Raw genomic sequence first — 20,855 nt, forward strand, 5'->3', positions numbered from 1 at the left:
ATATCTATCTTTTTAGAAATATATACTACTTAAGAATTACTTTTTCTTTAAATTGGAATTATTAGATTAGAGGGTAGATCGAGTGTTGAATTGTAATATTTACCTAATAATGTCGGTAAAAGTTAAATATCTTGACGGTCTGTAATGATTTTAGTCAGGAAACCCACAGTCAAATTAGTTCGAGGGTATTTTCCTTCCTATACTAAAAGCCTTTTTATAGATACAATCGAAATAACAGAGATGAAAAAGGCTATTTTAGGCTGGTTCGGATTTTAATTTATATAGAATACAAATCTGCTATTCTTTATATTTTCTTTCATTTGAAGGTCAAGCGATTTGTCCATGGTCTTTTCCCACTAAATAAAGAAATACCCACATTTATCCTTCACAAAGTAGAACAAATGTCTCGTATTTAACTTATAAAATTTTTGTTTTAACAAGTTTTATGTCGATTTTTAATTAAAGTTTCTTATTTTACACCCCCTTTTGTAATTTGCTTCGACTGTAAGTATAAAGAAGTTCATTTAGCAGGTAGAGAAGTATATATACTTCCTCACCGCAACTTTATACCTAGTGCTGCCACCTAAACATCATTACAACAACTAAGCTTTCTTAAAAGGAGTGACTATTAATGACAAAAAATACGTTTACCTTTGAAGATTTTTTCCAGCAGAATGAGCGCAGAATTCATTACTACCTTCACAAATTAAACATCCGAGATCCACATCAGGAATTTTTCCAAGAGAGAATGATCGCAATGTGGAATGCATACGAAAACTACGAGCCAGATAAAGGTCCACTATCCACCTACTTCAACTTCACGATTCGCATCGCTTAATTGATCTTATTTGAAAAGAAAATAGAAGACTGGAAATGTTGCAGCTTCCCCAGCACGAGGAAGAAGCTGCAGTTGAAGCAGAAGTGTATCATAAGACAAACGCTTCTAGCTTACATGAGCGAAATACTTCCGTGCAAAACACCAATGATCTGGATAACCATGATCATTGGCAGCTCGTAAAGGCACTACTATCTGAAAAACAATGAAAATGGGTGCAGTACTATATTATTGGAGAGATGTCGTTGAAAGAAATTGCTCAGCAAGAGGGTGTTTCTTATGAAGCAGTGAAGAGCTGGGCGAAAGAGGCGAGGAAGCGGCTGCGGAGGGTGGATTGGGGGAAGTTGTTGGCTGAGGGAGAGTGTCCTTAGGGATTGGGTGTAGTTTAAATTGACCGGTGGGTTCTCTCTCTATCCCTAATATCCCACCAATGATTGCTACTAACCATTTATAAAAGTATAAAGACCTTACCTAACGAAAATAGCTGCTAGAAACTTAAACGAGCTGTTTCTAGCAGTTATTTTCAAAATGAAAATCTTACGTAATTTCTCGCTTTATTAATGAGACTGAGACAACGATATGAATCTTTTCTCTTCCTTCTTCTTTATTTATTAAATACAGGAGAGTTAATTCTGCTTGATATCCTTTATAGCTCATTTGAGCACTTTTTAACATGTAATAAAATATTTGAATCTCTTCAATCAAGATTATACGAAACTTTAACCTTAGAAAAAGTACAGTTATTTTGTATCCAGAAAAGGAAATCCAATCACATCAACTTAAGTGACTGGATTTCTTTATAGAAGATTATATGATAGAAAACCCTAATTCTTTACTATCTTTACTAAACATTTGAACCGTTTCTAAAGAAATTTGCTCCAAACTTTTCCCTACATTTGGTAATTTATTCAATATTTCCGGTGTGCATGTAATAATGTCACATTCACATTCTTCTGCCTGGAAAATATTTAACAATTCTCTCGAACTAGCCCATAATAATTCAGTTCCTTTTTTTTGTTTACAAACTTGTGCAGCTTCTTTCATAAGAGGGATAGGATCTATTCCAGAATCTGCAATTCTACCTGCAAAGACCGAAACAATATTGTTTGTACCCTCAGCAAATACAGATACAGTTTCCCTAACTTGTTCTATTGTTAAAATTGCGGTAACATTAAGCGAAATTCCCTGTTCTGACAAACTTTGTATTAAAGGAAGGGATGATTCTCCAATTGAATTACTAATCGGGATTTTCACATAAACATTTTCTCCCCAACTGGCAATCTTTTCAGCTTCCTTCTTCATAATTTCGAAGTCATCCGAAAAAACCTCAAATGATATTGGCATATCCGGAATTTGATTAATTGCCTGTTTAGCAAACGTTTCATACTCTGTGATACCTGCTTTTTTCATTAAACTTGGGTTTGTAGTGAAGCCCTTTATCGTTCCTCTCTCGTATACATCAACCATTTCTTCAATAACTGCACCATCTGCATATAATTTAACTCGTAAATTTTCCATATTAAGCTCCCTTTACTTTTGAATTTTCTTCGGCTTCAGTAGTATAATTATTTAATGCTGCTGATTTAGTTTTTACAAAGTTAGGAATAACGAGTGCTAATAGAACGATAAGCAATATTGCATAGATACCAGCCATATTTAGTGCGTTACCTGCTTGGCCTATTAAAATTCCAAGCACTGTAAAGTCGAAATCACCAAAGGTTGTGTTAGCAAATCCTAACTCTCCTAACACTGGAAGCAACATGGCAGGTAGGAATGTTATCGCTAAACCGTTTACAAAAGAGCCAATGATTGCTCCTCTCCTTCCACCTGTCGCATTTCCGTATATTCCAGCAGTGGCACCACAGAAAAAGTGTGGAACAAGACCTGGAATGATTAGTACTCCACCTGCAAACCCGAGGACAAGCATCCCTATCACACCACCAATAAAACTACAGACAAAACCGATGATTACTGCTGTTTGTGCATAGGTGAAAAATACAGCACAGTCAACAGCCGGAACAGCATTTGGAATAATCTTTGTTGCAATTCCCTGAAATGCTGGTATTAGATCTGCTAGAATCATACGAACCCCAGCGTAAACAATAGCAACCCCAACTGCAAATTTCAAACCAGCCATTGCAGCAAATAAGAATGGTGAAGTTCCATTAGATAATGTCGATACGAATTCCGGTCCAGCAACAATTGCTGATATTACATAGAAGAAAATCATAGTAATTGCAGTTGCAATCGTTGTGTTTCTTAAGAAACTCCATTTTTCTGGTATATCGATATTCTCTGTATTATCACTTGGGTTACCCACCTTGGACCCTACCCAGGCTGATAAATAGTAACCTAGACTTCCAAAGTGTCCCATAGCAACTTCATCACCATCAGTAACCTTTAATGTGTACTTTTGCCCTATTGCAGGTGAAATTGCACTCCAAGCACCAAGTAAGAACCCTCCTATGATAATAAGTTGAGCACCCTCTAAACCAGTTGCTCCTAATACTGCAGAAAGTAAACATGCCATAAAGAAACTATGATGTCCCGTTAAAAAGACATATTTATATTTTGTAAAGCGAGCAATAACAATGTTTAAAACTAATCCAAGAACTAGAATTGACATTGTTTCCACACCCAAAAGCTCTTGGGCTGCAGCTACAACTGCTTCATTATTAGGGACGACTCCTTGTATATTAAAACCATGTTCTATCATTAGCCCAAGTGGAGCTAAATTTTCAACGATAAAAGCTGCTCCAGCACTTAACATGATATAACCGAGTATCGGACCTAACGTACCCGTTAATATTTTATGTCCAGGGCTTTTCAATGCAACTAAACCAACTAATGACATAAGACCAATTAGAAGAGCTGGCTCTGATAAAATGTCTTTTAAAAATTCTAAAGTTCCCGTTAAAAACTCCATTTAACATTTCCCCCTTATTTATTTCTGACTTGCCGCTTCTTTTAACGTTTCTAATACATCTTCCTGTATTTTTTTCTTATTAATATAACTACGGACAACCGCCACTTTCTGCTTTTCGTCAAATTGCGAAGCCAATTCTTTAACAGTTACGATTAGATCACATTTTTGACCTAAAGCAGCATTGAAATCCGAAGACTCTATTGATGCACGAATTCCATTTTCTCTACAAATTTCTTCAACCTTCATTTTTAACATGAGACTACTGCCTATCCCATTTCCACAAACTGTTATTATACTTAGCATGAAAATTCCTCCTCTATCTTAATGACTAAATTCTTCTATAAATGGAATAATCTCTTCCTTACTGTTAACCCCTATTATTTGATTAACAATTGATTCATCTTCAAGTAATTCAGACAACTGACTAAGTGCTTTTAGATGCATTTCATTATCTATCGCTGCAATAACAAAAATTAAATTTACATCTTTTTCTTTATCTTCTTTTGAAAAAGGAACAGGATTATTTATCTTTAAGAGACTCATGCCAATTTTATTAACACCATCTTCTGGACGTGCATGAGGAATGGCCACTTTTGGCGCTAATACAATGTAAGGTCCAATATTTTCGACATTTTCAATCATAGCATCAACGTATTTTTCCTCAATTGATTTGTTATTCAATAACGGCTTAGCGGCAACTCTAATTGCTTCATGCCAATCATTCACTGCTTCCGTCAGCTGAATTGTTTCACTAGTTAGTAAATCATTTAACATTGGCTTAATCCTCCCCAAATCTTTGACGGTCGATCCCGTTAAAATATCATTTACTGCCTGATATAATGCTTTTTCATTATGAATTGTTGTAAACTGCTTTATTGCTTTCATGAGTTCATTTACTTTTGGTAATTGCAAATGTTTTTGATATAGCAAAATATTGACTTCCTGAATAATTTTTGATTTGTCTAACGCAGTTAAAATCGGTGAAACGATAATCAATGGTTTATCTGTCTTAATTGTTATGGTAGAAATAATAAAATCGATTTCCATTTCCGAAGTATTTTGATACTCACGCGGTGATGTAACTTTAACAACCTCTACTTCGGGGATTAAATTTTCCATTTGTTTTTTGAGCATATAAGAAGTGCTTACACCATTCGGACATATGATGATACACCTTTTTCTCCTATATTTTAGTCCCTGATTTTTTATAAAGGCACCAAAATGAACTGTAATATACCCAATTTCATCCTCTGTTATTGGGACCATTAATAGTTCCTCAAGTCGATTTAATGATTTCTTTACTAATACAAATAAATCAAAATACTCCTGCTTTATTTTCTCTAAATGGGGATTCGTGATAGGTATATTGAATTTCATCCGGTAATAAGCCGGCTTCAAATGCAAAAATAAAGCTATTTTCGCATCATCACTATTTGTAAAAGTGACACAAGCCAGTTTCTCAAAATCGGATATTATTTGATCAATAATGCTATATAAATCACTACTGTCATCATTGGTAAACATTCTCTCATGATAACTCGTATTGAGACCCAATAAATGCATAGATAAATAATAGATTTCGTCGTTAGGAACAGGGAATGATAAATTTTTCATCAACTTCTGTGAAGCAAGATAGGCATCTGAATTTCTAAGTGCATTTATTATTTCACTGGAAAGTAAGCAACCATTGCCATTCTGCATTCTAAAAGTTAGGAAAAGAAAGAAGATGGTTAACTCCAATAACTGATTATCAACAAATGAAACATCTAAATCTCTTTCGGCTTCGATCATCATGGAATAAGTAGTTTTATAGATACTTTGAAATTCGCCTGCACCACTCTGGTCATCATATACTTGCTCTAGTAATTGAACACCATTTGGAAGTTGAAGAATATGCGAAACATACTTAAAAGCAACTGAACGAATATTAACCTCATTTCCTGATAGATTGTATCCATCTTGACGGTTGTAAGTAAGTTCAATATCATTCGTATCAATTTCCTCTTTTAAAAGCTGTATATCGGATAAAACTGTATTCCTGCTCATTTTTATTAAGTTAGTAAAATGGTTAACTGAGAGATAATCATTTTTGGCAAAAATCTTTATAAAAATGAGCCTTATTCTATCGTCCTGGGATGGTAAATAGCTGAACATATCTACCTCAGGGAGCAATTCATAGATCTTTGATCGTACTTCTGGGTTCACAACTATACCCTGTTCACGAACATTTTCTATAGTAGGGAGATTATTACTATCCAACCAGTCATTAATTTTTTCGAGGTCGTAACTAACTTGTCTTCTTGTACAATTAAGTTTCGTAATGAGCTGATTAATTGTAATGATTCTGTTGGATAAAATAACATTTAGTAAATTAGCGGCCCGCTGGTTTAACATTACTTTATTCCCCCTTAGTTACATTATATGTTTTTTTATCAATGATAGCGCTTTCTATTAAACCTATTTTCGTAACCTTACTTGAACAAAATTGGGTTCAACATGTTTAGTAACTAGAAATTTGAACAAATAATATCTAGTCCTCACTTATAACCAGACATTAACTGAAAAAATTTTATATTAATTATAAAGTAATAATGAAGAATTGCAATCAGAATTTGATGAACTACACACACGATTGACGGGCTGAATAACCAGATTACAACGGCTATTAAAGAAAAAGGAAACTTTGCAGAAAAATTTCAATTCCATTGAAGTTGAAATTGAAACGTTCGTAGTTCAAATTAAATAATTAGAAGACGATATAACAGCACTACAAAAGGAAGGAGATGAACTTGAAAAAACTACTAGCGGTGCTGCTGCAACTAAACCTCAGAGCGAAAAGCAAGCGTTAGTAGTAATTATAAAAATATTAGGAATTCTAGTAGTAGTAGTACAGAGAGCCCAGCTTCGAAATCTATCACAAGTTCGAGTGCCAGTAGTACCCCTGACACTACTCAAAGCACTGCTGAATATGATATTAAGGGTAGTGTCAATGGGATTTTTCATGTTCCTGGGAGCAGATATTATAATCAGACAAAGACTGTTGCTCAGTGGTTCTGTTAAACTGATGATGCCGAGGGAGCTGGGTATAGGGCTTCCAATTAAGAAGATATATAAGTAAGAAGGCTCTAAAGTCTAATTAATTGGGAGTGTAAACTAAACTGTGTAAGTAAGAGAGCGTACGGCTCTTACTTCGCAGTCTATTTTTTTATTGTTAGAATAAATATATAACGATTGGGAGGTTATTCTATTGACTAAGTCAAAGCGAGATCAGAAGTCAGCTGAACTAGCGAAACCAATTCTAGAAAACTACCAACCAGAGAATCAATGGGATTAACTCTCATTAATTCTTGCAGCTTTTAGCTATTATTACTTATCGCTTTAAATTGGTAAGAATAGGCATTAGCAATTCCGACTACTTCTAAAACATCTTTGATAAACTAATTGCAAATGAAAAACCCCACAGCTTATTAATATATTAATCTTTAGGAGTTTTCGTTCATTTGTAGGCCGCATGTTCCACATCTACCTTCATTGTAAAATCATTGCTTTATCGCCTTAAGGCGGTAAAGGTCTGACCCATTGACACAAAAGTCACGAAGATACGGGTAATAATAGAAGGAGAATCCATCTATGGAAGTGAATAGCAGCTCCATGAATCAAAGAATTGAACGAGATCATCAAATTAGAGAAGCTTTTCTTCAAGCAATCCTAACTTGTGATACAAATGAAATTGACTATTATAAGCAGGAAATATTGAAGGTCTTGAAAAATGATACCTTGAATATTTTTAAACGCGTACCTGGGAACATGCTCCGTTCCTATAAAAATTTCCTGCTATCACATAATACCCTTTATAGTTATAGTGCTGAAAAAGGGGGGCTCAGCGCTGCGAAGTCCCACTTTATTTCGGAAAAATATGCAATTATGATTGAGCATACCGACCAAATTTCTAAACTTGATATGATTCATCTGAACATGATTGATGAATATGGAGACCCCTCCATTCGTTATGACAAAATAACTAATCCAAGTATTGCGGATAAAGCTATTCATTATATTGAGACAAACTTTGCTGAAGAGTTTCTGATTGAAGAGATGGCACATGATTTACACGTCCACCCATCCCACCTCATGCGTTCATTTAAGAAAGAGAAAGGGACTACAATTAGCCATTGGCGAAATCAAAAGCGAATTAAAGAAGCAAAGGGACTTCTTATTCATTCAAATCTTTCGATGACAGATATTGCCATTATGGTTGGATTTAATAACTCTCAGTATTTTTCTAAAATATTTAAGAAAGAAGAAGGAGTTACGCCTAAAGCCTTCAGGAAAGCACATTCAAACAGTTTGGAGGAATAGGTTGTTTTGCGTCTTGATTTCCTTTTTAATATAAAAATGCAATCTTAGTATAAAAATAGGATATTTTAGAACAAAACTATTGTAAGCATTTACATTAAAATAATCATATACCGTGATTTAAACGCTTTCATATTTCTAGCATATTACTTTGTATACAAAACAAAGAAATAACACGCATAGATAGAAGAAGTCTATTAACAGGAGGGGTTAAGATGAAACAGAGAAAGTTTGGTGTACGAGACCAGGTTGGCTACGCTTTAGGAGATATTGGAGGTAGCTTTGTTAATTTATATATAGGAGGTTTCTTTCTATTATTTGCAACCTCTGTATTAGGGGTAAGCCCATACTTCATGGGGACATTATTTTTAGTAGCCAGGATCTTTGATGCGTTTACCGATGTTATTATGGGAACCATTCCAGACCGCTTTAAAATCGGGAAAAGTGGGGACAAGTTCTTACCATATATTAAAATATCCAAATGGTTCTTAGCGGCATCAGTATTGTTAGCGTTTGCTGATGTATCAAGTTGGAGTTCAGCGGCGACACATGTTTGGGTAGTATTTGTTTACTTATTTTACGGCATTGCTTATACTGCTGATTCGATTCCTTATGGATCACTTGCAGCGGTTATTACGCAAGATCCAATTGAACGTACAAAATTATCGCGTGCACGTGCAGTTGGCGGGATGATTGTTGGAATTGGGGCCCTCTCTTTCGTGCCAATGTTTATCTATGATAGTAATGGAGCAATTATTTCTGATGCATTCTTCATTATCTCGATTATCTTTGCAATTTGTTCATTGTTTGCATACACAGGTCTGGTGAAGCTTTCAACGGAACGTGTGAGAGATGACAATCCAACAGGTAAGAAAATAGACTATAAATTTAAAGACGCTTTAACAGCAGCAATGAAAAACAGACAATTAATCGGGATGATGGTTGCTTCTGTTGGTTCGTTAATTGTTATCAATGGAGTAAACCAATTGGCCCCTATTGTATTTGCAGAGTACTTCGGCAGTCCAAGTGCCTTTGCGATTAACTCGTTCGTACAAATGGGGATTACGTTAATCTTATTCCTTATCATACCAAAATTAGTAAAATCATTTGGAAAGCGTAATCTAGTGATTGTAACATCGGTATTTAGTATCATTTCAATGGCATTCCTCACCTTGATGACAATTGAAAACGTTTATCTTTATATTGCGGTCTATAATATTGGAATGATAGCGAACAGTGTCTTTGTTATGATTGTATGGGCACTTGTAGCAGATGCTATGGATTATACCGAGTTGCAAACTGGAAAACGGTATGACGGAACGCTTTTTTCGATTTATTCCTTCTCCCGTAAATTCGGTATGGGGATTGGATCTGCATTAGGTAGTTATTCCCTTGGTTGGGTAGGATATGCTACTGGAGCTGCTTCACAATCACAACAAGTAGCAGAAGGAGTTCTTCGTATGTATAATGGCTTGCCAATTATCGCATTTGCATTAATGTTGATCGGTTTATTGTTCATCTTTAACTTAAACGGTAAGAAGACAAATGCGATGTATGAAGAGCTAGAATTAAGAAGAAAAGTATCATAATTCATTTACTGGAGGAATCTACTACTTGGATTCCTCTAGTATCAATTAGATAGGAGAGATAAACATGCGTACAAGATTTTTATCAAAACTAACAAATGGGGAAGTAGAAGAGTATCTAGATAGAAATGATCTTATCTTTGTTCCAGTCGGCGTAACAGAAACGCATGGCGCATTGCCACTAGATTCAGAAACGGTTCTGGCAGAAGCGTTTGCACTAAAAATGGCGGAGGCTGCGGATGGATTAGTTCTTCACAATCTCCCATATTTCTTTGCAGGGGCAACTCCTACTGGGCGTGGGACAGTACAAATGACAACAAGAGACGGTGCAGCATACTTAGATCGAATTGCACAGTCATTACTTAATCAAGGATTCAGACGACAAGTTTATGTTACTTTACATGGACCTGCATATTTAACAATTAGTCCAATGATTCGCGACTTTTTCGACCGTACCAAAGCACCTATTCTTTATATGGACTTAATGGTGACGATTGGTACCTTGAAAGATTTATCGTTTAACTTCTTTGAGAAGTTCAATGATATGGCAATAGGCTCGTATGATATTTTAGGTAGATTGGAAGATGTTCCACTTAACGTACCTGAGTCCAATTCTGTTAGCTATGATGTGGAAAAAGTAATGAAGGCAAATGCGGACAATCCAGCATCGCTCCTTGGAAAATATGCGTTGCAATCAGGTGCGGTTGGCTATTATTTTGACCATGCTTCCGACCACTTATATACGCCACAACTGAAAACAGCAGATGAACGTAATTACTATGCCAAATCTGGTGTCGCTGCAATCAATGAAATTATCAAGGGGTTAGATGTGGCTACGGTTGTTAAACAATTGAGCGATTTGGATGAATATACGCAAAATGTTAGTATGAAGCGATATGGGGAATGGCTTCCGAAATAATGCTTAAGGGACGGTGAATAATACCGTTCCTTTTTATTAGCTACTTCTATCATAGACAGTGAGTGTAGTGAGGGTCTGACCCCAGTTCTTCAAAAGAAAAAGCAATTAAATTTGCAGAAGAACCCCTAGATAATGACAATCTTGTGTTCAGTATCGTTGGTGAGATTCATAAAGATTCTGATGGTCAAGTTTTTTATTCATCGAAAGCACAAAGTCAATATTTAATTGATAACGGCGGAAGTGGTACAGTCGGATTTTATTATGTATATCAAAATGGAGACGTTGTCGAGTCAGAACCGAGATAGACATAATGTAATAGCACCCCTATAATCAGTATATCAAAGCGTAGTACTTAACGTTCATAAAGTTAAGTACTACGCTTTTTTAGATTTTTTTAATTACAACATATATTTAGTGATATGTGCACACGAAGAAGCATTATGAGTTTTCTTTAGCGTGATCTTTTAATCTAATTACTTTTTCTTTCTTCTGAGATTCATTGGTCAAAAGCGTAACTCTCAGAGTTTCAAGACCATTTTCATAGTCTGATAGAATAAGGTCTTTATTATTCGTACGAACCGCTTCAATAAAAGCATTATCTTGTCCTTTATAAAAATCTACTTTTGAACGATAAGTTATGATACCGTCTTCCTCTACAATGGTCAAGTCGGCTCCATCAAAGGACAGGCGGAATTTATCACCAAGCAGTTCTACCCCCATACGATGATCTGTTTGAATAAAAGAAGCATCAAGATGGCCTACTGCTCCAGATTCCATTAAAAAGTTTACTGATGTCACATCCGGGATATCAATATTTGGAATTCCTTTAGACACAAGCAGATTCATATTTGCATGCACTTTTGCAATGTCTCCTGCCAGGAATCGGATGAAATCAACGATATGTGTCGCTTGCTCGACCAGCTGCCCTCCTGATTTTTTCTTCTCTCTATACCACGGAGTACTTACAAAGGATGTGAGATAATGCCCCCGGATCATAGCAATTCTTTTATCCTTTAGATATTCTTTTGCTATCTTAACGGTATCTATATACCTCAGACAATAGCCTGTTGCACAAAGCACACCTGCGTCTCTTATGACCTTTAGCTTCCTTTCAACAGTGGCCATCTCAAGCCCAATCGGCTTCTCCACCATTAAATGGATGCCAAGCTGGGCTGCTTTTTCTTCTATATCACCATGTGCGAAAGGAGGGACACAAATAAAAAGCGCATGCAGCTTCTCTTCCTTAAGCATAAGATCTGCATCTGTATAATGAGCAGCACCGTATGTTTCACCTGCACGAATTGCACTGTCTTCAATAATATCGCAAACTGCTGCAATGGTCGCATTTTCATTAGCTGCTATATTTTTCATGTGGATAGAAGCTACTCCACCAACACCTACAAAACCAACTTTTACCTTTTGCATCACTTTGTGACCCCATCTTTGCTCAAATATTCTTTACCATACTTTATTACTCTTTCCATATGATTTGCCGTATCAAAGGCCAGTGAACCAGGATCAATAAGATGTGGGCTCAGTTCAGCTGTAATCGTATCGTCATATCCTATTTCTACCAGCGCTTTGTATACTTTCTTCCAATTAACATCACCCGCCAATAAAGGTACAAAACCAGTAATGTTACCGACAGCAGCGCTGAAGTCTTTTACATGCACCTTCTTAATCCGTTTGCCTAATATCCAAATCCATTGTTCCGGGTAGCCAAACTGCAGTACATTTCCAACATCGAAATATGCACCCACATAATCGGAATTCAGCTCATCGATATACCGTGCCATTTCAAGAGGGGATAATAAAAATTTGTTCCAGACATTTTCTATGCCGATATGCACACGATTCTCTTCCGCGAAAGGTATAATTTTCTTTAATACTTCCTGGCTGCGGTTATAACAGTCGACATATGTAGTATTTTCATCCACTACACCAGGGACAACAAGGATTGTATCCACATTCATTACTGCTGCCAATTCAATTTGTTTCTCCACTATTTTTCTCCCTTGCTCCCGTACATTCTCACTTGAATCAGAAAGAGGGGATTCCCATAATAATGAGGTGGAAAGACTTCGTAATTTCAAATGGTATGATGATGCAAGCTTGACAATCGCCTTAGCCTCTTCTGCTGTTGTATTCATCGTCAAACCAACATCACCATCAGGATTCAAATTTAGTTCAACAGCATGAAATCCTGCATCACGGCTGTATTCAAATACCTTTTCAAGCGAAGTTCCTTCTGGATAGCACCACTGATTAATTCCTTTTAACATAAACATTCACTCCTTAATAAGGTACCTTTAACTTTAATTATTATACGAAATAAACCAACAAGGAGACCGAAGCCTCCTTGCCATTTAATTCACTTTTACTGGTTCCTGCTTCTTAGATGACTCATATGCAGCAATAGCTACAGATAAAGCTTTTAGCCCGTCTTCACCAGTAATGGAAGGTGTTTTTCCTTCGCGTACACTGGTGATAAAATCTTCAACCAAAGCCTTATCCATGTCGTCACCCCAGAAATTCCACCGTGCACCATCTTTATTATAAACATTTACTTTTTGCTCAAATGCGTCAACAGTAAGCGTTCCACTAGTTCCAACAATCTCCAGTGTTACATCTCCCCAGGTAGGATAGTTTTCATTTCTTGACCAGCTGCAGTCCAATGTTGCAAACATATTATTATCAAATTCCATCGTCAGCAGCCCGCAGTCATCGATATCATAATCCGAAATCAGGTTTCCGACTTCTGCATACACTTCTTTTACTTCAGCGCCAGTGTACCAGCGAATAATGTCGACTACATGGACCGTATGATCGATTACTGCTCCTCCGCCGGATTTTGCTGGGTCAACAAACCATCCCCCAGGATTTGTACCGCGGTTTGTGCCCTTGACTGCTACAATATTCCCTAGCTGTCCGCTTTCGATTATCTGCTTCGCCTTAACAACTGGTGTGTTAAATCTGACAGGGAATGCTGTCTGCAATATCACATTCTGTTCCTTACATACATCAATGATTTTCTTGGCATCTTCAATTGTATGTGCCAATGGTTTTTCACACAAAATATGTTTGCCTTTTTTTGCTGCAGCAACTACATGCTCATAGTGTCTGCTGTTCTCAGAGCTGATGATTACTGCGTCAATCGGTTGATCCAGTAGATCTTCATAATCTTGAAAGTATTCTGTATTGAACTGGGAAGAAACCTTTTTCCCACGTTCTTCATTCTCATCCGCTATTCCAGCAATTTCTACTCCATCCAATTGAGTTAATGCATCTGCATAACTGAACGCATGGCTATGCGCAAAACTTATCATTCCGATTTTCATTGGACAGCCTCCTTTTCCATCGTCCCTTGTAATACGACGGCTTTTCCTGTTTCAATCGATTCAAGTGCGGCAAGTGAGATTTCCATTGCTTTATATGCATCTTCTGCAGATACAATCGGTTTAGTATCTGTGTTAATGCAGTTAATGAAGTGCTGCAGTTCTGTGAAATATGGATTGTTTTTCATAGGGCTTTCAGGAACAGCAACCCCTCCGCTTGATACAGATTCTTTCTTGCTTGCTACAACTGGAGCAACTTTCGCACTATCATATTCGATAATGCCTTCCTTGCCAGCTATTTCAAATCTTGTTGAGAATCCTTGATGTGCCCAAGTCCCCTCCACATGTGCAATTGCCCCGCTCTCAAAGCGCAATGTGACTAACGCATATTCAAGTTTTTCAAAAACTCTGGTTCTGCTGCTTTTTGCATAAACACGTTCTACTTCTCCGAAACACCATCTTAAGAAATCAAAATCATGGATGATCATATCTAAAACCAGTCCACCGCTACTATTGAAATCTGAGTACCAGTCATTGGAGGCAATTGGAAAACCTCCGCCCCTAGTCGTGCGGATAACTGCCGGATTTCCTATTTTCCCTTCATCAACAACTTGCTTCGCCCTTACATATTCCGGGAAAAACCTGACCACATGACCGACGAATAATTTTACTCCTTTATCTTGGCAATAATGAATCATATCTCTCGCATCTGAAAGCGATCGTGCTAACGGTTTCTCACAGATGACATGTCGATTTTCATCAGCTGCCTTCATGACATATTCTTTATGTACCGGTGTCGGCACACAAACAGATACCACATCGATTGACATAAGGTTTCCTACTGCTTCTTCATATGTTTGGAATGCTTTTGTCCCTAATTTTTCTGCCAAGTCCCTTGCTTTAGCCAAATTAGTATCTACAATACCCACCAATGTTACATCTTCCATTTTCACATAGGCAGCTGCATGGGTACTTCCCATTGTCCCTGCCCCGATAACTAGCGTATTTAGCATGGTCAACTCTCCTTATAATTTATTTATTCATTGTCAGTTGCTCTTCTCTATTCAGATAGAACAGACCTGTAGCACCGATCACACCTGCTTTGTTGCCAAGTACTGACTTTTTGATTTCAACCTTTTCAACCATTTTTGCTATTCCATATTTAGCAACCGTTTCTTTTATGGAAGGTAGAATAAACGCAGACATATTCATAACTCCGCCGCCAAAAACAACGGCTTCCGTGTTGAATAAATGTATCAGACTGACCACTCCCATTCCTAAATATTCTCCCGCCTCCTTCAGCAATTGAATAGAAAATACATCACCTTGTTTTGCAGCTGTGGCGACTTCTTTGTTCGTGACAACCAAACCTTTTTCAATAATAGGAAGCAAGCTGCTGGTTTCACCGTTTTTTAGAAGCTGGTTCGCTCGCATATTAATTGCACTGCCTGATGCGTATTTTTCTAAACAGCCTCTGTTTCCGCATTCACATAATATACCGTCATGACTGATGGTAATATGCCCGAATTCTCCAGCACTGTCATTAATTCCTGTCATTAATTGCCCATTGCTGATAATGCCTGAACCAACACCAGTACTGACAGTAATATAAATAACATTTTGTTTTCCCTTACCAGCACCCCATATCCATTCTCCAATAGCTGCTGCGTTTGCATCATTAGAGAGTTTGACCGGTAATTGAAAATTGCCTTCCAGTATGGTTCCAATCGGGAAATTTTCCAGCCCAATATTTTTCGCATAATGGATAATTTTTTGTTCGGAATCAATAATTCCAGCGCTCGCTACGCCAATACCCATAATTCTGCTTCTGTCAGCTACTGTTTCTGCTAGCAGGCTGTTTATGGCAAATATAATGTTGGCAGTTGTATCACTTTGTTTCCCAGTGGATGTCTTACACTCAAATTCACCAAGTATTTCTCCCTCTCTGGATATAAGGGCTGCAAGTATTTTTGTTCCTCCTAAATCCAGCCCAATAGCTAAATCCTTTGATTCTTCCATCTAATTCCTCTCCCCTAAAACATATGCAGTTATTTTTCTTTTACCTTCTGACTCCCTGCAGTGCGATACCAGTAACAAGATGTTTTTGCAGGAAGATAAACATGATAAGCATTGGAATCGTAGACATTACCGCACCAGCCATAAGCAATGGATAGTCAGTTGAGTATTGCCCCTGAAAAGCCGCTATTCCAACAGACAATACCCGCATATCCTCTGAGCTTGTCATGATAAGCGGCCATAAAAAGTCATTCCATGACGCGAGGATGGTGAAGATTCCCAGTGCAATCAACGCAGGAGTTGCATTAGGAAGGATTATCCTCCAGTAGATGCCGAAAAATGAGCAGCCATCCATTGTGGCAGCTTCATCCAGCTCTTTCGGAATGCCCATAAAGAACTGTCTCAATAGAAATACTCCGAAAGCACTGAACATTCCCGGGACGATTAACGCATAGAAAGTATCAATCCATCCAAGCTGCGTCAAAATGCCATAGTTTGGAATTAAGATAACCTGCATTGGAACCATCAAAACAGACAGAATCAAAATGAAAATCGTGTTCTTTCCCGGAAAGTTCATCCTAGCAAAAGCAAATGCCGCCAGCGAACATAAAAATAACTGAACCAGAGTCCGACCTAAAGTCAAGAATATCGTATTCGCATAATATTTTAAAAAATCTACACTTGCGAAGACATTAAGATAGTTTTCAAACTTGAACTCCTCTGGGAAAATCGTCGGAGGTACTTGCATGGTTTCTGAAAATGATTTCAGAGACGTTAGGATCATCCATATGAATGGGACAATCATGATAACAGCACCGACGATCAGCAACATATGATTGGCTAGTTTTGTTTTCATCTTTGATCACCCTCCATTTTAACCATCATAATGAACCCACTTCTTTTGTAAAACAAACTGAACAATCGTGATTGCTAAGATTGCTATGAACAATAAGAATGCCTGCGCAGATGCTATCCCCATTTGTGAATATTCAAAACCATACTCATAAACAGCATATACAACCGTTCGCAATGGTTCCAGCAGTGCAGTACTGTCGCCAATCATGATGAAAATAAGGTCAAACACCTGCAGGGAACTAATCATACCTGTGATGAAGACGAAGAATAATGTTGGTGTAATCAATGGCAATGTAATGCTGAAAAATTGTCTAACTTTTGTGGCACCATCAATTTGTGCGGCTTCATAATATGTTTTTGAAACACCTTGAAGACCAGCAAGAATCAAAATGACATTATTTCCGACAGTCATCCAGACATATACTAGAATTACTGAAAACAGTGCAATATTTGGGTCAAACAACCAAGAAGGCTGAGGAAGATTAAAAACTCCCAATACATAATTAATTAATCCGTAATCTGTATTGTAAAGCCACTTCCAAACCATTCCGACAGCAACAGGCATCGTTACAACTGGAAGGAAATACAAGGTTCGGTAAAAAACCATTCCTTTAATTTTTTGGTTGAGCATTATAGCTATAACTGTCGCAAAACCAGCAGATAATGGTACTGATACTGCGGTGAATATGAGTGTATTCATTATTGCACGGATAAATGACGAATCCTGAAACAATGTGATGACATTTTCCAGTCCGACGTATGTAGGTGCAGTCATCCCATCCCATCTTGTAAATGATAATAGAAAGGATGCAACTGCAGGAAACATATAAAATGTAGCAAGCCCTAAGAGTGTTGGTGCAATGAATAAATAGGCCCAGAGTGCTTCACGACTGAACTTTTTCTTTTTACTTTTGACTATTGTATTACTTTTACTTTTATTTGAAACGGTTACAGTACTCAAGTCTACCTCTCCTTCCATAAAAGTATGGAGTGTCTTTCCCTTTACTAAAGGGAAAGAGCATTCTCAAACAATTTATCAATCACTGTTCTCTTCTTCTAAAATCTTATTCATACCTTCTGCAATTCGGTCCAAAGCTTCATCAATCGAAGTGCCTTCCAGGAATGCACTTTGGACTTCTTTCGTTTCAATATCCTGCCATTCTGTCGTACGCTCTGAGATTGGGTATGCTACACCACCATTTTCCTGTGCATTAAGGAAAACTTGTAGATCCAATGATGGAACTGAGTCCAGCCAGATTTCACCAGTGCTTTGCATTGCAGGGATAGAGAAGCCTGACTCTGCAATATCTGTATTTGCTTGTTCACTTGTAAGACTCTTCATTAAATCCCAAGCCAAATCTTCATTTTCCACTTTGTCGTTCATTGCCCAGCCAATTCCATGTACAATAGATGCTTCCTGCTTTCCTTTCGGCAAAGGGGCAACTGCTAATTTATCTCCTAATGCTTCGTGGAGTTCCGGAGTATTAACTGAAATTGCTGGAAGCATTGCAAGCTTGTTAGACATGAACAGCTGCTTGGATTCTGTTTCAATCTGATTCTGTGTAGAAGGGGAAATTCCCTTGTCAATCAAATTCTTTAGAAATGCAAAGGCTTCTTTAGCCTCAGGAGAATCGAAGCCTGATTTCGTTTTGTCTTCACTAATAACATAACCACCAGCCTGATGAATTAAGTTATAATACCCTTGTTGGTTTACCGTTGTATGTGCAGCATAGCCGAATACACCTTCATCCGGATTTGTCAGTTTTGCACCCTCGGTTTCAATATCTTCCCAAGTCCATGATTCATCAGGATAATCTATACCTGCATCGTCAAATAATTGCTTGTTGTAATAAAGACCGACGGAATCTGTGAAATAAGGAGCTGCATATAGTTCTTCTTCCATTGAGTAAAGATCTACTACAGCTGGAAGATAAGCATCTTTATTAAACTCCTCATCTTCTTTGATGAATGGTTCTAAGCTTTTGATCAACCCGTCTGTGGAGTATTTGTAAAAATTCGGACCGTTCATCCAAAATACGTCAGGACCACTTCCCCCGCCTAAGCTTGTCTTCAACTTAGTCCAATAGTTAGCATAAGGAGTATACGTTACTTTAACTTCAACATCTGGATGCTTCTCTTTAAATGCTTCAATAGAAGCGTTCACTGTGCTCTTTACGTTTTCATCCCAAAGTGCAACTTCCAGCACTTGTTTATTAGAACCTGAACTACTGCTGCTGCACGCTGCCAGAAAAATTGCCAGCATGATGATAAAAACACCTGATACTAATTTTTTCATAATGACCTCCTGATAAATGTTGGATTTTATTTCTTAGTGAATTCTGTGATGTGGTAATAACCTGATCTGGCCGGGTTGTTGCTATTCTTTTAATATCCACATCACCTCCTAATGATTTTTCATTGGACTACATCATCTGAAACTTGAACTTACCATGAAGTATTACTGCCGCAGCACCAAGCAATTCAAACTCAGAACCAAGGGATGTGCTCTGAATATTAACTTGATCCCTGAGAGTAGGTATCACTTTACGCACTACTTTTTCATTAATAGCATCCAAAAATAATGGGTTATCCTGGACAATTTCTCCACTCAAAATAATTACTTCCGGATTAAAAAAGTGAATCGTATTTGTAATAGCAATCGATAAATAATTCAAAATATCTTCCATGATTTCCCATGCTAAATCATCCTGCCGATTGACAGCCTCTACGAATATATCTGGCTTTAACCTGGTCAAATCCCCCGACACCATTTCTTTTATAACTGTATCCCTGTTTTGCGATATGATAGCGGTTACAATTCTAGAATAAATTGCAGGCCAATTGACGTAATTCTCCAGACAGCCCCTATTTCCGCAGCTGCATTTTAGTCCGCCATCTACTATTGTCGTATGCCCCATCTCACCAGAGCTGCCAAGGAACCCCCGATAAATGGAACCATTCACCATCATCCCGGAACCCACACCTTCACCAATCGTTATATAAAGGATGTCTTTATATTTACTGAATAGGCCAAAGTAATTTTCTGCCAAAACAAATGCATTGGCATCGTTATCGAGAAATACAGGAAGGTTTGTTTTCTCCTCTATTAATTTCTTTAAAGGAATTCCGTAGAGATTCAGCTTCGTATTATATGTAATCACTCCATTTTCAGCGTCCACAATACCTGGTGAAATAATGGAAATTCCCTGACAATAATCTAAATCGGCTTTTTGCATCAGAAATTGATCTACTACATCTAAAATGAGTTCAATGATCTCATGTCCTTTCAGCTGGTTAGTAGGATGGACTACCTTCTTCAGTATCTTCCCCTCCAGATTCATGTCAGCAATTCTGATGTAAGAGTTTGTAATAGATACTCCAATAATAGAATGGGTATCCGGATTAAACCGGAGCAAGACCGGTTTTCTTCCACCACTTGAAGTTCCTACACCATCTTCGTAAACAAGACCTTCACTGATTATTTCAGAAACAGCTGAAGTTACTGTTGTAGGGCTAATATTTATTAATTTTGCGATTTCACTTCTGGAGATCGGTCCATTTTTTCGGATTGTATCTAAAATGATTGATCTATTTAATTCCTGAATCAGCTTTAAATCTCCGGTTCTTTGTTTTAGCATCATGTAACCTCTCTCTGGTTCTTTCACTTTCTTTCTCCAGTGGTTTTATTAAGTTTGTTCAATAATCCTTCGCAACGAAGTAAAACCGACTTCGCTTCATAGAATTTAGGCAATTTTTTATGTAAATCAACTGCCAAGATGATGAAATAATAATATTTATACCTAGACTTTTTCGAATCACCTTGATAAGCATAATAGTTTAATTATTTTGTTTTGTAAACCCTTTCTTTAGAAAAAGTTAAAATTTTTCAAATTTTCGTCTTAGTCAACTGTCCACTTTATTTTTGCAGCCATATTCCCCTCTTACATGGTTACTATTTCACTAAGGGAACAATTAACAATTAAAACTCAACCATATCACAGTTAATTTCTACTCCAAATGTGTGATT

General features: G+C 37.3%; 20 protein-coding genes. 7 read left to right on the forward strand and 13 right to left on the reverse strand.

All coding sequences use genetic code 11. The features are described 5' to 3' along the window. Positions 1-631: 631 nt before the first annotated feature. The 3 genes from CWR48_RS03170 to CWR48_RS03175 are packed head-to-tail and all read left to right on the forward strand — an operon-like array spanning position 632 to position 1,206. A complete protein-coding gene (locus tag CWR48_RS03170) occupies positions 632-838 on the forward strand; it encodes a sigma factor (protein ID WP_115771586.1) in 207 nt (68 codons plus the stop codon). A 35-nt stretch (positions 839-873) separates the two neighbouring features. Then, positions 874-1,044 carry a hypothetical protein gene (locus CWR48_RS20285; protein WP_170140679.1) on the forward strand — a complete coding sequence of 57 codons (171 nt, stop codon included), beginning with the start codon at positions 874-876 and terminating at the stop codon, positions 1,042-1,044. Between the two features lie 30 nt (positions 1,045-1,074). Then, positions 1,075-1,206, forward strand: coding sequence for a sigma factor-like helix-turn-helix DNA-binding protein (locus CWR48_RS03175; protein ID WP_115771587.1), 132 nt, complete (start codon positions 1,075-1,077; stop codon positions 1,204-1,206). Between the two features lie 436 nt (positions 1,207-1,642). Here CWR48_RS03175 and CWR48_RS03180 read toward each other — a convergent pair whose 3' ends face one another. Genes CWR48_RS03180 through CWR48_RS03195 form a run of 4 tightly spaced genes read right to left on the reverse strand, consistent with a single transcriptional unit; the run spans position 1,643 to position 6,155 of the window. Further along, complete coding sequence (locus CWR48_RS03180; protein ID WP_115771588.1) at positions 1,643-2,353, reverse strand: transaldolase; 711 nt, start codon at positions 2,351-2,353, stop codon at positions 1,643-1,645. Position 2,354: 1 nt separating this feature from the next. Beyond that, positions 2,355-3,761, reverse strand: coding sequence for a PTS ascorbate transporter subunit IIC (locus CWR48_RS03185; RefSeq protein WP_115771589.1), 1,407 nt, complete (start codon positions 3,759-3,761; stop codon positions 2,355-2,357). 18 nt (positions 3,762-3,779) lie between these two features. Continuing rightward, positions 3,780-4,064 carry a PTS sugar transporter subunit IIB gene (locus CWR48_RS03190; protein WP_115771590.1) on the reverse strand — a complete coding sequence of 95 codons (285 nt, stop codon included), beginning with the start codon at positions 4,062-4,064 and terminating at the stop codon, positions 3,780-3,782. A gap of 18 nt (positions 4,065-4,082) precedes the next feature. Further along, positions 4,083-6,155: a BglG family transcription antiterminator gene (locus tag CWR48_RS03195; RefSeq protein WP_115771591.1), complete on the reverse strand. Its 2,073-nt coding sequence runs from the start codon at positions 6,153-6,155 to the stop codon at positions 4,083-4,085. 579 nt (positions 6,156-6,734) lie between these two features. Between CWR48_RS03195 and CWR48_RS21250 the strand changes: the two genes are divergently transcribed. The 4 genes from CWR48_RS21250 to CWR48_RS03210 all read left to right on the forward strand — a co-directional run bounded on the left by CWR48_RS21250 (position 6,735) and on the right by CWR48_RS03210 (position 10,622). Then, positions 6,735-6,821, forward strand: a complete 87-nt coding sequence (locus CWR48_RS21250; protein ID WP_484213793.1) for a sunset domain-containing protein — start codon at positions 6,735-6,737, stop codon at positions 6,819-6,821. Between the two features lie 570 nt (positions 6,822-7,391). Then, a complete protein-coding gene (locus CWR48_RS03200) occupies positions 7,392-8,120 on the forward strand; it encodes a helix-turn-helix transcriptional regulator (RefSeq protein WP_115771592.1) in 729 nt (242 codons plus the stop codon). 212 nt (positions 8,121-8,332) lie between these two features. Beyond that, positions 8,333-9,706, forward strand: coding sequence for an MFS transporter (locus CWR48_RS03205; protein ID WP_115771593.1), 1,374 nt, complete (start codon positions 8,333-8,335; stop codon positions 9,704-9,706). Between the two features lie 64 nt (positions 9,707-9,770). Then, positions 9,771-10,622, forward strand: a complete 852-nt coding sequence (locus CWR48_RS03210) for a creatininase family protein (RefSeq protein ID WP_115771594.1) — start codon at positions 9,771-9,773, stop codon at positions 10,620-10,622. Positions 10,623-11,060: 438 nt separating this feature from the next. On the opposite strand, the gene CWR48_RS03215 is transcribed toward CWR48_RS03210, so the two are convergent. The 9 genes from CWR48_RS03215 to CWR48_RS03255 form a co-directional block, all read right to left on the reverse strand. Continuing rightward, positions 11,061-12,047: a Gfo/Idh/MocA family protein gene (locus CWR48_RS03215; protein ID WP_115771595.1), complete on the reverse strand. Its 987-nt coding sequence runs from the start codon at positions 12,045-12,047 to the stop codon at positions 11,061-11,063. Then, entirely contained in the window at positions 12,047-12,904 is an 858-nt protein-coding gene (locus tag CWR48_RS03220) for a sugar phosphate isomerase/epimerase family protein (protein ID WP_115771596.1), read from the reverse strand. The genes CWR48_RS03215 and CWR48_RS03220 overlap by 1 nt, the downstream gene beginning before the upstream one ends. A gap of 84 nt (positions 12,905-12,988) precedes the next feature. Continuing rightward, complete coding sequence (locus CWR48_RS03225; RefSeq protein WP_115771597.1) at positions 12,989-13,960, reverse strand: Gfo/Idh/MocA family protein; 972 nt, start codon at positions 13,958-13,960, stop codon at positions 12,989-12,991. Next, entirely contained in the window at positions 13,957-14,970 is a 1,014-nt protein-coding gene (locus CWR48_RS03230; protein WP_115771598.1) for a Gfo/Idh/MocA family protein, read from the reverse strand. The genes CWR48_RS03225 and CWR48_RS03230 overlap by 4 nt, the downstream gene beginning before the upstream one ends. Before the next feature lie 19 nt (positions 14,971-14,989). Continuing rightward, the gene (locus CWR48_RS03235; protein ID WP_115771599.1) at positions 14,990-15,976 is read right to left on the reverse strand and encodes an ROK family protein; all 987 of its coding nucleotides are present in this window, start codon (positions 15,974-15,976) and stop codon (positions 14,990-14,992) included. Positions 15,977-16,016: 40 nt separating this feature from the next. Continuing rightward, positions 16,017-16,829 carry a carbohydrate ABC transporter permease gene (locus CWR48_RS03240; protein ID WP_115771600.1) on the reverse strand — a complete coding sequence of 271 codons (813 nt, stop codon included), beginning with the start codon at positions 16,827-16,829 and terminating at the stop codon, positions 16,017-16,019. Between the two features lie 18 nt (positions 16,830-16,847). Next, positions 16,848-17,789, reverse strand: coding sequence for a carbohydrate ABC transporter permease (locus tag CWR48_RS03245; protein WP_245976697.1), 942 nt, complete (start codon positions 17,787-17,789; stop codon positions 16,848-16,850). Positions 17,790-17,864: 75 nt separating this feature from the next. After that, the gene (locus CWR48_RS03250) at positions 17,865-19,124 is read right to left on the reverse strand and encodes an ABC transporter substrate-binding protein (protein ID WP_115771602.1); all 1,260 of its coding nucleotides are present in this window, start codon (positions 19,122-19,124) and stop codon (positions 17,865-17,867) included. Between the two features lie 127 nt (positions 19,125-19,251). Then, positions 19,252-20,493, reverse strand: a complete 1,242-nt coding sequence (locus CWR48_RS03255; protein WP_245976698.1) for an ROK family transcriptional regulator — start codon at positions 20,491-20,493, stop codon at positions 19,252-19,254. Positions 20,494-20,855: the final 362 nt, after the last annotated feature.

The organism is Oceanobacillus arenosus, from assembly GCF_003369575.1.
Taxonomy (GTDB): domain Bacteria; phylum Bacillota; class Bacilli; order Bacillales; family Amphibacillaceae; genus Oceanobacillus; species Oceanobacillus arenosus.

What these genes read in the sequence shown, in the direction of transcription:
- CWR48_RS03215 (WP_115771595.1), bottom strand. Translation starts at nt 12,047, where the DNA reads ATGCAAAAGGTAAAAGTTGGTTTTGTAGGTGTTGGTGGAGTAGCTTCT.
- CWR48_RS03205 (WP_115771593.1), top strand. Translation starts at nt 8,333, where the DNA reads ATGAAACAGAGAAAGTTTGGTGTACGAGACCAGGTTGGCTACGCTTTA.
- CWR48_RS03225 (WP_115771597.1), bottom strand. Translation starts at nt 13,960, where the DNA reads ATGAAAATCGGAATGATAAGTTTTGCGCATAGCCATGCGTTCAGTTAT.
- CWR48_RS03235 (WP_115771599.1), bottom strand. Translation starts at nt 15,976, where the DNA reads ATGGAAGAATCAAAGGATTTAGCTATTGGGCTGGATTTAGGAGGAACA.
- CWR48_RS03230 (WP_115771598.1), bottom strand. Translation starts at nt 14,970, where the DNA reads ATGCTAAATACGCTAGTTATCGGGGCAGGGACAATGGGAAGTACCCAT.
- CWR48_RS20285 (WP_170140679.1), top strand. Translation starts at nt 874, where the DNA reads ATGTTGCAGCTTCCCCAGCACGAGGAAGAAGCTGCAGTTGAAGCAGAA.
- CWR48_RS03210 (WP_115771594.1), top strand. Translation starts at nt 9,771, where the DNA reads ATGCGTACAAGATTTTTATCAAAACTAACAAATGGGGAAGTAGAAGAG.
- CWR48_RS03175 (WP_115771587.1), top strand. Translation starts at nt 1,075, where the DNA reads ATGTCGTTGAAAGAAATTGCTCAGCAAGAGGGTGTTTCTTATGAAGCA.
- CWR48_RS03170 (WP_115771586.1), top strand. Translation starts at nt 632, where the DNA reads ATGACAAAAAATACGTTTACCTTTGAAGATTTTTTCCAGCAGAATGAG.
- CWR48_RS03220 (WP_115771596.1), bottom strand. Translation starts at nt 12,904, where the DNA reads ATGTTAAAAGGAATTAATCAGTGGTGCTATCCAGAAGGAACTTCGCTT.
- CWR48_RS03250 (WP_115771602.1), bottom strand. Translation starts at nt 19,124, where the DNA reads ATGAAAAAATTAGTATCAGGTGTTTTTATCATCATGCTGGCAATTTTT.
- CWR48_RS03195 (WP_115771591.1), bottom strand. Translation starts at nt 6,155, where the DNA reads ATGTTAAACCAGCGGGCCGCTAATTTACTAAATGTTATTTTATCCAAC.
- CWR48_RS03190 (WP_115771590.1), bottom strand. Translation starts at nt 4,064, where the DNA reads ATGCTAAGTATAATAACAGTTTGTGGAAATGGGATAGGCAGTAGTCTC.
- CWR48_RS03180 (WP_115771588.1), bottom strand. Translation starts at nt 2,353, where the DNA reads ATGGAAAATTTACGAGTTAAATTATATGCAGATGGTGCAGTTATTGAA.
- CWR48_RS03200 (WP_115771592.1), top strand. Translation starts at nt 7,392, where the DNA reads ATGGAAGTGAATAGCAGCTCCATGAATCAAAGAATTGAACGAGATCAT.
- CWR48_RS03185 (WP_115771589.1), bottom strand. Translation starts at nt 3,761, where the DNA reads ATGGAGTTTTTAACGGGAACTTTAGAATTTTTAAAAGACATTTTATCA.
- CWR48_RS03240 (WP_115771600.1), bottom strand. Translation starts at nt 16,829, where the DNA reads ATGAAAACAAAACTAGCCAATCATATGTTGCTGATCGTCGGTGCTGTT.